Consider the following 13,938-nt stretch of genomic DNA (forward strand, 5'->3'; position numbering starts at 1 on the left):
ACGCACGCAGGTCCAGGTCCCGGAGGGTCAGGAGTCGTCCGGCTCCACGGTGATCGGCCGGTCCTGCCGCAGGTCCTCGAAGAGCTGCTTGGACTTCGCGTCGTCCCACTGCACGGCGGACCCGGCCGCGGTCGGCAGGTTGTTGTCGGAGATCGGGACGGTCACGGAGTTGCCTTCGCCCTTGGCGATGCTGCGGAAGGCCCAGAAGGAGCGCGCCGTCTCGAGCATCGAGTCATCCTCGCCGACGGTCAGCGCACCGTCGCTCTCCTTGCCGAGCGAGTGGACCCGCCACGGCTGGACCAGGTTGCCCGGGGTCGCGACCTTGCCCATGAGCGCGCCGAGGAACTGCCGCTGGCGCTTGGCCCGGCCGAGGTCGCCCTCGGGGTCGGAGTAGCGGGCCCGCACGTAGCCCAACGCGGTCGGGCCGTCCATGTCCTGACAGCCCTTCTTGAGGTTGATGTGCGCCTTCGGGTCGTCCATGTCGTTCTTCACGCAGATGTTGACGCCGCCGACGGCGTCGACGACCTGGGCGAACCCGCCGAAGCCGATCTCCATGTAGCCGTCGAGCTCGAGGCCGGTGTTGTGCTCGATGGTCTCGCCCAGCAGCTTCGGCCCGCCGATGCTGAAGGCGGCGTTGATCTTGTTCATCCCGTGCCCGGGGATCTCGACGTAGGAGTCGCGCGGGATCGACAGCAGGGTCGAGCGGTCGCCGCCGGTGTGCAGCACGAGGATCGAGTCGGTGCGGGCCCCGCCGGTGTCCTGGCCGGTGCCGAGGCGGTTGCGCTCCTTCGCGCTCAGCCCCTCGCGCGAGTCGCTGCCGACGAGCAGGACATTGCGTCCCTCGCCCCCGCTCGGACGCTCTCCGGCGGGGGTCGCGTCGACCTTGGCGACGTGGGACCACGCGGAGTTGACCGCCCAGACCATCGCGCCGCCCCAGACGAGGACCAGCACGAGCACGCACGCGAGGAAGGTCCGCATCGGACGCCGGCGACGCGTGCCGCCCGTCGGTCCGTCGCCCGCCGGCCGGGGGGCGGGTCGCCGCGGACCGCCGCCACCGGGGGGCGGACCCTGACGACGTGGGGTCTCGCGGTCCTCCCGCACAGGGCGCGAAGGGGGAGTCCCTGCGGGCATGACCCGTGTCCGGGGCTCCTCGGTGGGCCGGCGAGACGAGGCCGCCGCCGGCCGCGAGGAGGCCGCACTCCTGGGGCGCGGGCGACCGCTCGTCGGGACGTCGCCCCCCTTCGTCCCCTGGGGGCGTGGACGCGACCGCTTGCCGGTCGGGATGGCGCGCGCGGTCTCGTCGTCGCGACGACCCCTGCGGACGTCGAAGACCATCGGGTCGTCCTCGCCGCGCCGTCGAGGAGATCGGTCGCCGGGGGACCGACCGGGGCGGGAGGGGCGCTCAGACATGACGACGAGGATAGGAGCAATGACTGGGAGAGCGCAGGACGGTGGCGGCGAGTCCGCGGCACCGTCCGCGTGACCTTGTCCATACTGGAGCGCGTGCCTCCCCGCGTCAGTGTCGTCATGCCCGTCCTCAACGAGGAGCGCCACCTCGCCGACGCGGTCCGGATGGTCCTGCGCCAGGACTGGCCCGGCGAGCTCGAGCTGGTCCTGGCGCTCGGCCCGTCGACGGACGCGACCGACGAGGTGGCGGCCGGCCTCGCGGCCACCGACCCGCGGGTGCGCACCGTCGCCAACCCCTCCGGGCGCACCCCCGACGCGCTCAACGCGGCGATCGAGGCCTCGACCGGCGACGTCGTCGCCCGCGTCGATGCCCACGCGGAGATCCCGGTCGACTACCTGAGCCGGGCCGTCGCGGTCCTCGAGGAGACCGGCGCGGACAACGTCGGCGGGATCATGGACGCGGTCGGCACGACCCCGATGGAGAGCGCCATCGCCTGCGCGATGAAGAGCCCCCTCGGCGTCGGTGGGGCCCGATTCCACACGGGCGGGGGTGCCGGCGAGGCGGACACGGTCTACCTCGGGGTCTTCCGCCGGTCCGCGCTCGAGCGGGTGGGTGGGTACGACCCGCACTTCGAGCGGGCGCAGGACTGGGAGATGAACCACCGCCTCCGCAGCTCCGGCGGCCGGGTCTGGTTCACCCCCGAGCTCGTCGTCACCTACCGCCCGCGGCCGAGCCTGGCCCGGCTCGCCGACCAGTACCGCGGCTACGGCCGGTGGCGGCGGGTCGTCGCCCGGCGTCACCCGGGCACCGCCAACGCCCGCTACCTCGCCCCGCCGACGATGGTCGCGGGCACCCTCGCGGCGAGTGCGCTCGGTCTCGTCTGGCGGCCCGCGTGGGCCGTGCCGCTCGGCTACGCGGCGGCCGTCACGGTCGGCGGGTGGCTCATCTCGAAGGGGGAGGACCCCGCCGTGCGCGTCCGGGTCCCGGCCGCGATCGCCACGATGCACTGGGCCTGGGGTCTCGGTTTCCTCACGAGTCCTGCCGAACTTGGTCAAGCCCTTCCGGATCGGGGCTGAGAGGCGGACAATACGCCTCATGCCCCCCCTCTCGTCCGTGCGGTTCCGACGTGCCCTCGTCGCGGCCCTCGGCTCCCTCGCCCTGCTGCTCACCGCAGCACCCTCCGCCGCGCCCGCCGTGACCGGCACGACCGGCACGACCGCCAGCAGCGGCGCGGCCGCGGTGCCGTCGTCGTGGACCTTCTCCGGACGCGGCTTCGGCCACGGGGTCGGGATGAGCCAGTACGGCGCCTACGCCCAGGCCAAGGCCGGGTGGACGGCCAGGGAGATCCTCGCCTTCTACTACCAGGGCACGACCTACGACGCGGTGGTCGACACCCAGACGATCCGGGTCAACGTCGTGCGCGGCGCGAGCACGGCGAGCATCGCCGGCCTCGCGACGGGGACGAGCGGCGGCAGGCTGACGATCACCGCCGGCGGGCGCACGATGACCCCTGCCGCGGGCCAGACCGTCAGCCTGCGCCGCTCCTCGGGCAGTGTCGTGGCGACCTGCTCCGCCTGCTCACCGACCTCGGTGACCGGCACCTCCGTCTCGGTGACCTGGGACGAGTCCCGGACCGACCTGTCCGTGGGCGGGCGTCGCTACCGTCATGCCCCCTTCGTCGTGACGCCGACGCCGGGTGCGGCGACGCTCGAGGGGGTGCTGCACCTGCAGCTCTCCAGCGAGTACCTCGACCAGATCCGTGAGGTGCCGTGGTCCTGGCCCGACGCGGTGCTGCAGGCGCAGGCCGCCGCCGCACGCAGCTACGCGCTGCGCAAGGTCGCCGCCGGCGTCCGCTCCTCGTGCGCCTGCCACGTGACCGACGGCCAGGGCGACCAGGTCTACGGGCCGGTGCCGAGCGGGAGCGAGGCGGCCGCCTGGCCGCGCTGGCGTGCCGCGGTGGCCGTGGGGGGCGACCCGAGCACGGGGTTCGTCCCGCGGTACGGCGGCCAGGTCATCGAGGCGCTGTACTCCTCGTCCTCCGGCGGCCGCACGGTCGCCAACGAGGACGTGTGGCTCGGTGGCGCCCCCGTGCCCTACCTGCGCAGTGTGGCGGACCCGTGGAGCCTGACCGCGGACAACCCCCGGCGCTCGTGGACGACGACCGTGACGGGCAGCCGGGTCGCTGCGGCCTTCGGCCTGCCGGACGTCGTCTCGCTGCGGCTGTCCGACCGCTCGAGCGCGGAGACGGTGCGACAGGCCACCGCGACCTCCTCCTCGGGGGCGACGAGCACCCGCAGCGGCAACGCGATGCGGAGCGCGCTCGGGCTGTCGTCCGCGTCGATCCACCGGCTGATCTCCCGCGTCGCGGGCAGCAGCGCGGCCGACCTCGCCGCGGCCTCGGCGCAGAGCGCCCCGAGCACCGCCGGCACGGTGGTCATCGCGAGCAGCTACGAGGCGGACGTCCCGCACCTGCTGATGGCCCGGCCGCTCGCCGGCGCGCTCCGCGCACCGCTGCTGCTCAGCGGTCGCTCGTCGCTCACCTCGTCCGCCGTGCGCGAGCTCGACCGCCGCGGCGGCACCATCACCCGTGCCTACCTCGTCGCCGGCTCACCCATGGTCGGCAGCTCGGTCGTCTCCCAGCTGGAGCGACGCGGCATCACCGTCACGCGGGTCGGCCTGTCCGACCGGGACGCCACGGCCGCCGCGGTCGTCGACCTCATGGAGGCCACGGTCGGGGTGTCCACGGCCGCCGCCTCGACCCGTGACACGGCGCCCGAGGCCGGCGCCTTCTCGGCCGTGGCCGGCGTGCGCCGAGAGCCGATCGTCTGGGCCGGCGCGACGAAGGTCGGCTGGCGGGCGCGGGCCGCGCTCCAGCGCGCGGGCGTCCGCACGGTCCGGCTGCTGGGCCCGACGAGCCGCATCTCCGCCGACGTGGCCACCGACCTCACCGGCCGCGGGTTCCGGGTGACCCGGTTCTCCGGGTCGAGCGCCTCGCTCGTCTCGGCGCAGATCGCGGAGTACTTCCGCAACAGCTACCGGGGCGACACCGTCGTCCTCGCCCGCTCGACGAGCACGCGCACCTCGGACCCGGTCGCTGCCGCCGGCTACGGCCTGCCGGTCCTCGTCCTCACGGGCACCTCGGCGCCGGGGTCGGTGACCTCGCTGGTGCAGCGCAGCCCGCAGTGGCCGCAGGTGCGGGCGATGGGGTCGACGTCGAGGGTGACCTCCGCAGCCCTGGTCAAGGTGCGCGACGCCTGAGGCGACGCAGCGGGGACGACGAAGGGGGCCCGGGTCACGTGGCCCGGGCCCCCCTTCGTCGTGGTCGTGCTCAGTCGAGGTCGATGACGAGATCGGTGCCCGTCTTGTCGACGACCTCCTCCTGGGTGACTCCCGGCGCGAGCTCGCGCAGGACGAGGCCCTCGGGGGTGACGTCGATGACGGCGAGGTCGGTGATGATCCGCTGGACGACACCCTTGCCGGTGAGGGGCAGGGAGCAGTCCTGGACGATCTTGTGGGAGCCGTCCTTGGCGACGTGCTCCATCAGGACGATGACCTTCTTGGCGCCGTGGACGAGGTCCATCGCACCGCCCATGCCCTTGACCATCTTGCCCGGGATCATCCAGTTGGCGATGTCGCCGTTGGCGGCGACCTGCATCGCGCCGAGGATGGCCGCGTCGACCTTGCCGCCGCGGATCATGCCGAAGCTCGTCGCCGAGTCGAAGATCGAGGCGCCCTTGCGCAGGGTGACCGTCTCCTTGCCGGCGTTGATCAGGTCGGCGTCGACGGCGTCGTCGGTGGGGTAGGGGCCGACGCCGAGGATGCCGTTCTCCGACTGCAGGACGATCTCGACGTCGTCGGGCACGTAGTTGGGCACGAGCGTGGGCAGCCCGATGCCGAGGTTGACGTAGTCGCCGTCGGCGAGCTCGGCGGCCGCGCGCGCGGCCATGTCCTCACGGGTGAGTGCCATGGTCAGGCCCCTTCCTTCGTCGACGTGACGGTCCGCTTCTCGATGCGCTTGTCGGCGGCCTGCTCGGGCGTGAGCGGCAGGACCCGCTGCACGTAGATCCCGGGGAGGTGGACGGAGTCGGGGTCGAGCTCACCGGGCTCGACGAGCTCCTCGACCTCGGCGATCGTCACGCGGCCGGCCTGGGCGCACAGGGGGTTGAAGTTGCGCGACGTGGTGCGGAAGACGAGGTTGCCGTGCCGGTCGCCCTTCCAGGCGCGCACGAGTGCGAAGTCGGTGGCGATGGCCTCCTCGAGGACGAACTCGTGGTCCTCGCTCGTCGTGCTCCCGTCGGCCTGGCGGCTCTTGACGGCGAAGGCGCGCGTCTCCTTGGCCGGCGAGGCGAGCGAGATGTTGCCCTCGGCGTCGTAGCGCCATGGCAGACCGCCGTCGGCGATCTGGGTGCCGACGCCGGTGCGCGTCCAGAACCCGGCGATGCCGGCGCCGCCCGCCCGCAGCTTCTCGGCGAGGGTGCCCTGCGGGGTGAGCTCGACCTCGAGCTCGCCCGAGAGGTACTGGCGGGCGAACTCCTTGTTCTCCCCGACGTAGCTGGAGACCATCCGCCGGATCTGGCCGCCGGCGAGCAGGACGCCCAGGCCCCAGTCATCGACCCCGCAGTTGTTGGAGACGCACTCCAGGTCGCGCACCCCCTTCGCCTGCAGCTCGGCGATGAGCACGCTCGGGATCCCGCAGAGCCCGAACCCGCCGACCGCCAGTGTGGCGCCGTCACGGATGTCCGCGACGGCCTCGGTAGCAGTGGAGACGACCTTGTCCATGGGCGTCACCCTAGAGGTCCGGGGAGGCGGCGCGGGTGTGCTCGGCACACACCGTCCCGGGCGAAGGGGGTGCGCCCCACCCGTGCGTCGCCGCCGGTCACGGCGGTGAACCACAGGGACGTAATTCCACCAGTGGGTCTGGCGTGTCTGGTGTGACTCGTGGAATAAGAGTGACTGGCCTGATGTCTGTGAGCGCTGTGACGCGTGTGATCGGACGAGGGTCGCCACCGCCCTGATCGGGTTCCCCTGCCCGCTTCCACCAAGGAGCACCTGCGTGTCACGTTCCGTCCGCCTGGTTGGCGCCGCTCTCATCCCGGCCTTCACCCTCCCCATCGCCACGTCCGCCGTCGCACGCTCCGCCGACGTCCCGCCGCCGCCGGTCAACCGCAACCTGCCGAAGGAGCTGGACGTCGCCTCGCCGTACATCCCGCAGTCGGTGTGCGACCCCGATCCCAAGCCCGGTGTGACCGCCTTCGCGCGGCTCATGGCCAACCACTACGACGAGTTCAACTACGGCATCTCGCGGGCGTGCAACTACGGGCTCACCGAGCACTCCGAGGGCCGCGCGCTCGACTGGATGCTCAACGCCTACGACCCGCACGAGCGCGCCGTGGCCGACGGCGTGATCGCCTGGCTGCTCGCGCCCGACTCCGAGGGACGACCGGCGGCGATGGCCCGCCGCTTCGGTGTCATGTACATCATCTGGAACCGCCAGATCTGGGGGACCTACCAGATGAGCACGGGCTGGCGGCCGTACAACGGCGTCAGCCCGCACACCGACCACATCCACTTCAGCTTCAGCTGGGACGGCGCCATGCAGCGCACGTCCTGGTGGACCGGCAAGGCGTGGACCGGTGTCACGACGACCCCCGGCGGCCCCTCGATGCCGATCCCGGACCCGACGGAGTACCCGACCCTGCGCGTCGGCTCGTCCGGCCCCGACGTCAAGCTCGCCCAGGAGGTCATCGGCGTGACCGCCGACGGTGCCTTCGGCCCGGCGACCCAGACGGCCCTGAAGACCTGGCAGCGCACCAACGGCGTCAAGGTCACCGGCGTCCTGGACGACGCCACGTGGAACCGGATGGTCCTCCTCGGCAAGATCCCCGCCCGCGGCTCCGACCAGGGCGGCGACCTCGCCCCGCACATGAAGACCTCGATCCGCCTGGGCTCCACCGGCGAGGCCGTCAAGGCCCTCCAGCGGGTCCTCGGCCTCAAGGTCGACGGCACCTTCGGCCCCGCGACCAACACTGCGGTGCGCAACTTCCAGAAGGACCGGCAGCTGCGGGTCGACGGCTTCGTCACGCAGAACGTGTGGAAGGCCCTGGCCGGCGTGCCCTACGTCAAGAACGGCACCGTGCCGAAGCCGAAGCCGGAGCCCGAGAAGGACCACGTCCACCACCCGACCGTCGCCTCCCCCAAGGCGCCGGCCGCCCCCACGGGCGCGGTCGTCGTCACCAAGACCCAGTTCGCTGCGGTGAAGTCGACCGTGCTGGCCAGCGGTGCACGCGGCGGCTCGGTCAAGGTGCTGCAGCGCGCGCTCGGCGGCGTCGCCGTCGACGGTGCCTTCGGCAGCGGCACGGCTCGCGCGGTCCGCAGCTTCCAGCGCGCGGCCGGCCTGTCCGCGACCGGCGTGGTCGACGGGAAGACCTGGGACGCGCTCGAGGCCCGGGAGTACCCCTTCCTCCAGTACCGCAGGACGGTCCTGAAGCCGGGGTCGACGGGCTACCCGGTCAAGGTGCTGCAGACCTACCTCGGCGTCCGGGCCGACGGAGCCTTCGGCACCTCGACGCGGGACGCCGTGCGCGCGCTGCAGGGGCGCCACGGCCTGGCCCGCACCGGCTACGTGGGCGGCGTGACCTGGCAGGCCCTCGAGCGCGAGGTCCGCGCCCGACGCGCCGGCTGACCCGCATGCCCGACGAGGGCGTCGCCGCCGATCAGGCGGTGACGCCCTCGCTGCGTGCCCGGCGGGCGAGGGTCGCCTCGTCATCCTGGCCGAGGTGCACGACGAGCGAACCGTGCTCGGACCACACGGCGAGGGCGGTGCGCAGCAGCGCCTCGGGGGAGGGGTCGACGAGCTGGACGCGCGCCCCCTTCGACCCGGTGCTCCCGACCGTGCTGCCGCCGGTGCTCACGACGCGTGCGTAGGTGGCCTGCTCGCCGCCCACCCGCAGCGCGACGTCGTCGCCCTCGGGCTCGGCCCAGGGCGTGAAGTGGTCGCCGTGCGAGGCGAGCTCCGCCGCCTCGTCCATGACACCGTCACGGACCTCGACCGCGGCCCAGCGGGCGAGGGCGGCCCGGGTCACGAGGACGGCGGGGCCGTCGTCCGGGAGCCGCTCCGGGTCGTCGGTGACGACGAGGTCGGCGGCGGCCGGGTCCTCGAGGTCGAGGACGGCGCCGACGGACCACACCGCCCAGGCCCAGTAGAGCAGCCGCCAGTGCGGCCGCATCGCGACGTGCACGACGGAGCCGGGCTCGATGTCCCACTCCTCCTGCAGGGCGTTGGCCGCCTTGCTCACCCAGGTGCCCAGGACGCGCCCGGACAGCTCCACGCGTTCGCCGGCGGTCGGGCCGGGCAGGTCGTCGTAGCAGGTGATCCGCGGGGCGGCGGAGTCGGCGGCGTTGATCGCGGCGAGGACGTCGGCGGGGGTCGGCATGGACCCAGCCTACGAAGGGAGGTCACCCGCGCCGGATACCGTGGCGGCCGTGACGACCCCGACCCCACGCCGTGACCTCGCCCCGGCGCTCGAGCGGGTCGTCGTCGGCGCCGCGCTCTGGCTCGTGCTCCTGGGGTTCCTCGGGGCGGTCCTCGCCCGGCTCGGGGTGTGGGTCCCGGTGATCGGGTGGGCGGCGGCGGTCGTCACCGCCGCGGTCGCCGTGCGCCTGTCCCGCGCCGTGCCCCGGCCGGCCGGTGCCGGCCTCGGTCCCGTCCCGGCTACTGCGCTCGTCGTCGGCGTGCTCGCCGTGACCGTGTGGACCGGCGTGACCCACTCCGAGCAGGTGCTCCCACGTCGTGACTCGGCGAGCTACCTGCAGGCGACGATCTACCTCGCCGAGACCGGCAGCCGACCCGTCGCGATCGACCCCGAGAGCATCGGTGGCCCCGAGACGCTGACGGAGGAGGGGTTGACGCTCGAGGCGCCGGCCTTCTACGGGACGGGGTCACCCGAGGACCCCACGGTCCAGCCGCAGTTCATGCCCGGCCCCGCCGTGGCGTACTCCCTGCCGTGGTGGGCCGGGGGAGCCACCGCCACGCTGTGGGCCCCGGCCGTCGCCGGTGGCCTCGCCCTCCTCGCGCTCGGGCTGCTCGTCGCGCGGACCGTCTCACCGCTCGCCGCCGCGCCGGCCGCCGTGCTCGTCGGCGCCTGCTTCCCGTGGCTGCACACCGCCCGGTCCACCTACTCCGAGCCGCTCGCCGCGCTGACCCTCGGGGCGGGGTTCCTCGCCCTGACCCTGCTCGTCCGCGCGGCCGAGGACGCTCCTGTCGGCGACGTGCCGCCGGCCTGGACCCGCTCGGCCGCCCTCCTCGCCGGTGCCCTCGTCGGGGGCACCTCGATCGTGCGCATCGATGCCCTCCGGGAGACGATGCTCCTCATCCCCGTCGCCGCCCTGCTCCTGGCCCGCGGGCGCGGCTGGGCCCGGCCGCTGCTCGTCGGGGCCGTCGGCACGACGCTCGGGGGGTTCGCGGTCGCCGGCGTCATGAGCTGGCGCTACCTGGGCGAGATCGGCAGCTCGCTCGTCCCGCTCGTCGGGCTCGTCGTGCTCATGTCCCTCGGCTGCTGGGGGCTGCTGCGGCTCTCCCGCCGCGGGTGGTCCGTGCCCGTGTGGTTGTCCACCCGCCTCCCGGTGCTCCTCGCCGCGGGCGTGGTCCTCGTCGGGGTGCTGCTCTCCCTCCGCCCGCTCGTGCAGGTCACCCGTCAGGACCCGCGCGACCCCGGCGCGATGTACGTCGCGCGCATGCAGGCCGAGCTCGGCCTGCCCGTCGACGGCGGGCGCACCTACGCCGAGCACTCCGTCGACTGGCTGGCCTGGTGGGTCGGGCCGGGCACCCTCGTCGTCGCCCTCGTGACCCTCGCCGCGCTCGCCCACGTGCTCGGTCGCTGGTGGACCGAGGGAGGGCGCCTGCCCGCCTGGGGCGCCGCCCTCGTCGTCGCCACCGGCTCGACCCTGCTCACCCTCGTCCGTCCCGGGATCACCCCCGACCACCCGTGGGCCGACCGTCGCCTGCTCGTCGCGCTCCCGCTCGCGCTCGTGCTCGCGGTCGCCGGGGCGTCCTGGGCGGCCCGGCAGGCGCGGCACCGTCGTGGCTCCGTCATCGGTGGAGCGGTCCTCGTCGCCCTCCTCGCCGTCACCGCCGTGCCGACCGCCCTCGCGACGTGGCCGCACCGCTCCGAGCGCGTGGAGCAGGGAGGGCTCGCCGCGGCGGCGACCTACTGCGCGGCGCTCGAGCCCGGCGACGTCGTCCTCGCCGTCGACGACTGGGCCGTGAACCACTGGACGCAGGTGACCCGCGGCATGTGCGGCGTCCCGGCGATCGCCACCACCGGCCGCCTGCGGGACGACCCCGACCGAGTGCTCGCCGCGGCGCAGCGGCTCGACGAGCGGGTCCGGGCCCGCGGCGGACGGGTGCTGCTCGTCGCGCACCGAGAGCCGCAGACCCTGCAGCGGCTCGGCGCGACCGACGTGCGCACCGTCCTCGACACCACGCTCATGGAGGACCCGCACGTGCTGACCGAGCGCCCCGAGCGCCTCGACCCGCTGCGCCTCACCGTGTGGACGGGGCGCGTCCCGCGATGACCCCGGCAGGTCGCATAGGCTGCCCGCGATGAGCGCGCACCTCGCCCCCGATCCCGGCGACCGTCCCGGTGACGCCTCGCTGAAGATCGCCGTCGTCGGTCCCACCCACCCCTACAAGGGCGGCGTGGCCTCGCACACGACGACCCTCGCCCACGAGCTCGAGGCGGCCGGCCACGACGTGACGCTCGTGTCGTGGAGCCACCTCTACCCGAGCTTCTTCTACCCGGGCGAGCAGTCGGTCCCGAGCCAGGGGGACCCGGACGTGCCCCCCTTCCCCCGCACCGTCCGCGCGCTGTCGTGGGCCCGGCCGGACACGCTCCTGAGCGCGGGCCGGCGGCTGCGGGACGTCGACCTCGTCATCGTCGTCCACGTCATCCCGCCGGTCGTGCCGCTGCACCTCATGCTGCTGCGGGCCGCCGGCGTCGGGCGCACCGCGATGTCCGGACGGGGCCCGCGCAGCGTCGTCATCGCGCACAACGTCCTGCCGCACGAGCCGCACCCGGGTGACGCGGCGCTCATGCGGACCCTCTTCCGGCGCGTGGACGCCGTGCTCGTCCACTCCGCCGAGCAGTCGCGCCTCGCTCGCGAGCTCGACGCCGACCACGTCGTCGTCACCGACCTGCCGCCGCACCTGCCCGGTGGTGACCCCGCCCCGCGCCCCGCGCACCGCGGCCCCGCCCGGCTCCTCGCGCTCGGCCTGGTGCGGGGGTACAAGGGCATCGACGTGCTGATGCGGGCCATGCTGCGCGTGCCGGACGTGACCCTGACCGTCGCCGGCGAGATCTGGGGCGACGCGGGCGAGGAGCTGCGGACCCTCGCCGAGCACCGTTCCCTCCGCGACCGCGTGCGCATCCACAGCGGCTACGTCCCGGCCGACCGGATCGCCGCCCTCCTCGCGCAGCACGACGTGCTCAGCCTGACCTACCGCAGCGCGACCGCGAGCCAGAACGTCCTGCTCGCCCACCAGCACGGCCTCGCGGTACTCGCGTCCGACGTGGGGACCTTCGGCGACCAGGTCACCGACGAGGTCGACGGCTACCTCGTGCCCCCGGCGGACGAGGACGCGGTCGTCGCCGTCCTCGAGCGGCTGCGCGAGCCCGCCGAGGTCGAGCGCATCCGCGCCGGCGTCACCCCTCCCGACCTGCACGCCCCGTGGGCCCGCTACGTCGGCTCGCTCGAGGCGCTCGCCGCCGCGGACCTGCAGGCCGACCCCACGGCCCGCCCGGTCGTGCGCCGGCGCTCGCGCCTGGGTCGGGTCGCCGACCGCGCCGAGGACCTCGTGACGCTCGCCAGGCTCGCCCGTGACCGTCGCCGACCGCGGCTCGACCTCGGTCGGGCCGACTTCCCGTCCTGGCTGCGCGCCACCGACGTGCTCGCGCACGACGAGGAGGCCGTCCGCGCCCGTGAGCTCGCCCGCGAGCTCGGCCTGCCCCGTGGCGGCGACGCGATCGCGGAGTGGGCCGCCCTCGGGGCCCTCGGGGTGCTCGTCGGCATGCGTGACGACCGGCGGCGCGAGGCCCTGATCATCGACGCCTCCGGCGCGGGGTCCCCCTTCGGGCGGTGGGCCCGGGCCGCCGGCTACGTGCCCGTCGAGGTCGAGCTGCGGGGCGCCCGGTCGTCGATGACGCTCCTCGACGTCGACACCGCCACCCTCGACCTCATCACGCGTCTGCACCCCGACGACGCGTCCGCCGCAGACATCGACGAGACGCTGACCCAGGCGGGCTGGGCGCTGCGCGCCGGCGGCCTGCTCTGCCTCACGCTGCCCGTCGGCGGCACCGGGAGCGACGTCGTCGGCGGGGCGGCCGACCTGCGGGCGGTCGTCGCCCGGGCCGCCGACGCGGGCTTCACCCTCGTCGGCGACGTGGACGGGGACCTCACCGCCCGGCTGCGCCACGCGTCCCGGGTGAGCACCGAGCCCGAGGCCGCCCATGCCCTCGTGCGCCTCACCTTCGCGCGGCGATGAGCGCGCCCGCGCGCCGCCCGCGCAAGCGGGTCCTCGACGTGCTGCGCATCGGCTTCCTGCTGCTCGTCCTCGTGGTGGTGGCGATCGCGCTGCGCTCCAACTGGGAGGAGGTACGCGGCGACCTGCGCCGGATCGGTCCGGTCACGCTCCTCGCGGCGACGGCGCTGTCGCTGCTCTCGCCCTTCTTCACCGTGCTCGGCTGGCGCGTCCTCATGGCCGACCTCGGCTCGCGGCTGCACATCGCCCCCGCGAGCGGGGTCTTCTTCGTCGGGCAGCTCGGCAAGTACCTGCCGGGGTCGGTGTGGTCGGTCGTCGTCCAGACCGACATGGCCGCGCGGCTCGGCGTCCCCCGACGGCGGACGGCGGTCGTCGGTCTGCTGTGCATCGCGCTGTCCGCGCTCACCGGCATGATCGCCGGCCTGCCCGCGCTGCCCGTCCTGCTCACCCGGGGCGAAGCCGTCATCCCGTGGTGGTCGCTGCTGCTCATCATCGGCGTGCTGGGGGCGCTGCTGTGGCCGCCGGTGCTCAACCGGGGCATCCGCACCCTCCTGCGACTGCTGCGGCGCGAGCCCCTCGAGCACGACCTCACGCACGCCGCCGTCGGCCTGTCCAGCCTGTGGTTCACCTCGTCCTGGCTCACCGGCGGACTGGCCGTGTGGGTCATGGCCCGCAACGTCGCGCCCGACGACGCCGACGCCTCGCGGTTGCTGCTCGTCGCGGTCTCCGGGTACCTCCTCGCCGCCGGCATCGGGATGTTCAGCATCGTCGTGCCGGCCGGCGTCGGCGTGCGCGACGGCGTGCTCGCCCTGCTCCTCGCGACCCAGATGCCCTTCTCCGCGGCGACGGCAGTCGTCGTCGTCGCGCGCTTCCTCACCGTCCTCGCCGACGTCGTCTGGGCCGCCGTCGGCTGGCTCTGGGCGAAGTCGCACCACCTGCTCCCCTCGCCCCCCGGCTCGGCCCCGACGGGGCCGGACCCCGCCCCGTAAGGTGA

At 74.4% G+C, this 13,938-nt stretch carries 10 protein-coding genes; 6 read left to right on the forward strand and 4 right to left on the reverse strand.

Annotated features, from left to right (window positions below):
- Positions 1 to 27: 27 nt before the first annotated feature.
- Entirely contained in the window at positions 28 to 1,410 is a 1,383-nt protein-coding gene (locus ABC138_RS14085) for an LCP family protein (RefSeq protein WP_345914079.1), read from the reverse strand.
- Between the two features lie 84 nt (positions 1,411 to 1,494).
- On the opposite strand from ABC138_RS14085, the gene ABC138_RS14090 reads away from it, so the two are divergent.
- The gene (locus tag ABC138_RS14090) at positions 1,495 to 2,484 is read left to right on the forward strand and encodes a glycosyltransferase family 2 protein (protein WP_255218232.1); all 990 of its coding nucleotides are present in this window, start codon (positions 1,495 to 1,497) and stop codon (positions 2,482 to 2,484) included.
- 19 nt (positions 2,485 to 2,503) lie between these two features.
- Complete coding sequence (locus tag ABC138_RS14095) at positions 2,504 to 4,666, forward strand: SpoIID/LytB domain-containing protein (RefSeq protein ID WP_345914080.1); 2,163 nt, start codon at positions 2,504 to 2,506, stop codon at positions 4,664 to 4,666.
- A gap of 70 nt (positions 4,667 to 4,736) precedes the next feature.
- Here the strand turns inward: ABC138_RS14095 and ABC138_RS14100 are convergent, their stop codons facing one another.
- Entirely contained in the window at positions 4,737 to 5,375 is a 639-nt protein-coding gene (locus tag ABC138_RS14100) for a 3-oxoacid CoA-transferase subunit B (RefSeq protein ID WP_068322083.1), read from the reverse strand.
- Positions 5,376 to 5,377: 2 nt separating this feature from the next.
- Positions 5,378 to 6,187, reverse strand: a complete 810-nt coding sequence (locus ABC138_RS14105) for a CoA transferase subunit A (RefSeq protein ID WP_068423913.1) — start codon at positions 6,185 to 6,187, stop codon at positions 5,378 to 5,380.
- Between the two features lie 274 nt (positions 6,188 to 6,461).
- On the opposite strand from ABC138_RS14105, the gene ABC138_RS14110 reads away from it, so the two are divergent.
- The gene (locus ABC138_RS14110) at positions 6,462 to 8,090 is read left to right on the forward strand and encodes a peptidoglycan-binding protein (protein ID WP_345914081.1); all 1,629 of its coding nucleotides are present in this window, start codon (positions 6,462 to 6,464) and stop codon (positions 8,088 to 8,090) included.
- 31 nt (positions 8,091 to 8,121) lie between these two features.
- Here the strand turns inward: ABC138_RS14110 and ABC138_RS14115 are convergent, their stop codons facing one another.
- The gene (locus ABC138_RS14115) at positions 8,122 to 8,841 is read right to left on the reverse strand and encodes a TIGR03089 family protein (protein WP_068322100.1); all 720 of its coding nucleotides are present in this window, start codon (positions 8,839 to 8,841) and stop codon (positions 8,122 to 8,124) included.
- 49 nt (positions 8,842 to 8,890) lie between these two features.
- Between ABC138_RS14115 and ABC138_RS14120 the strand changes: the two genes are divergently transcribed.
- From ABC138_RS14120 to ABC138_RS14130, 3 genes are read left to right on the forward strand one after another with little or no spacing between them, the layout of a single operon-like run.
- On the forward strand, positions 8,891 to 10,981 hold the full coding sequence (locus tag ABC138_RS14120) for a hypothetical protein (RefSeq protein ID WP_345914082.1): 2,091 nt from the start codon (positions 8,891 to 8,893) through the stop codon (positions 10,979 to 10,981).
- 28 nt (positions 10,982 to 11,009) lie between these two features.
- Entirely contained in the window at positions 11,010 to 12,947 is a 1,938-nt protein-coding gene (locus ABC138_RS14125) for a glycosyltransferase family 4 protein (RefSeq protein ID WP_345914083.1), read from the forward strand.
- On the forward strand, positions 12,944 to 13,933 hold the full coding sequence (locus ABC138_RS14130) for a lysylphosphatidylglycerol synthase domain-containing protein (RefSeq protein ID WP_068322107.1): 990 nt from the start codon (positions 12,944 to 12,946) through the stop codon (positions 13,931 to 13,933). Before ABC138_RS14125 ends, ABC138_RS14130 begins: the two co-directional genes overlap by 4 nt.
- Positions 13,934 to 13,938 lie beyond the last annotated feature (5 nt).

The sequence above is a fragment of the Janibacter sp. LM genome (assembly GCF_039631275.1).
Lineage (GTDB): Bacteria > Actinomycetota > Actinomycetes > Actinomycetales > Dermatophilaceae > Janibacter > Janibacter terrae.

Bases quoted from the DNA above. Each gene is read 5' to 3' on its own strand.
- ABC138_RS14085 (WP_345914079.1), bottom strand. From the start codon at position 1,410: ATGTCTGAGCGCCCCTCCCGCCCCGGTCGGTCCCCCGGCGACCGATCT.
- ABC138_RS14095 (WP_345914080.1), top strand. From the start codon at position 2,504: ATGCCCCCCCTCTCGTCCGTGCGGTTCCGACGTGCCCTCGTCGCGGCC.
- ABC138_RS14100 (WP_068322083.1), bottom strand. From the start codon at position 5,375: ATGGCACTCACCCGTGAGGACATGGCCGCGCGCGCGGCCGCCGAGCTC.
- ABC138_RS14105 (WP_068423913.1), bottom strand. From the start codon at position 6,187: ATGGACAAGGTCGTCTCCACTGCTACCGAGGCCGTCGCGGACATCCGT.
- ABC138_RS14115 (WP_068322100.1), bottom strand. From the start codon at position 8,841: ATGCCGACCCCCGCCGACGTCCTCGCCGCGATCAACGCCGCCGACTCC.
- ABC138_RS14125 (WP_345914083.1), top strand. From the start codon at position 11,010: ATGAGCGCGCACCTCGCCCCCGATCCCGGCGACCGTCCCGGTGACGCC.
- ABC138_RS14130 (WP_068322107.1), top strand. From the start codon at position 12,944: ATGAGCGCGCCCGCGCGCCGCCCGCGCAAGCGGGTCCTCGACGTGCTG.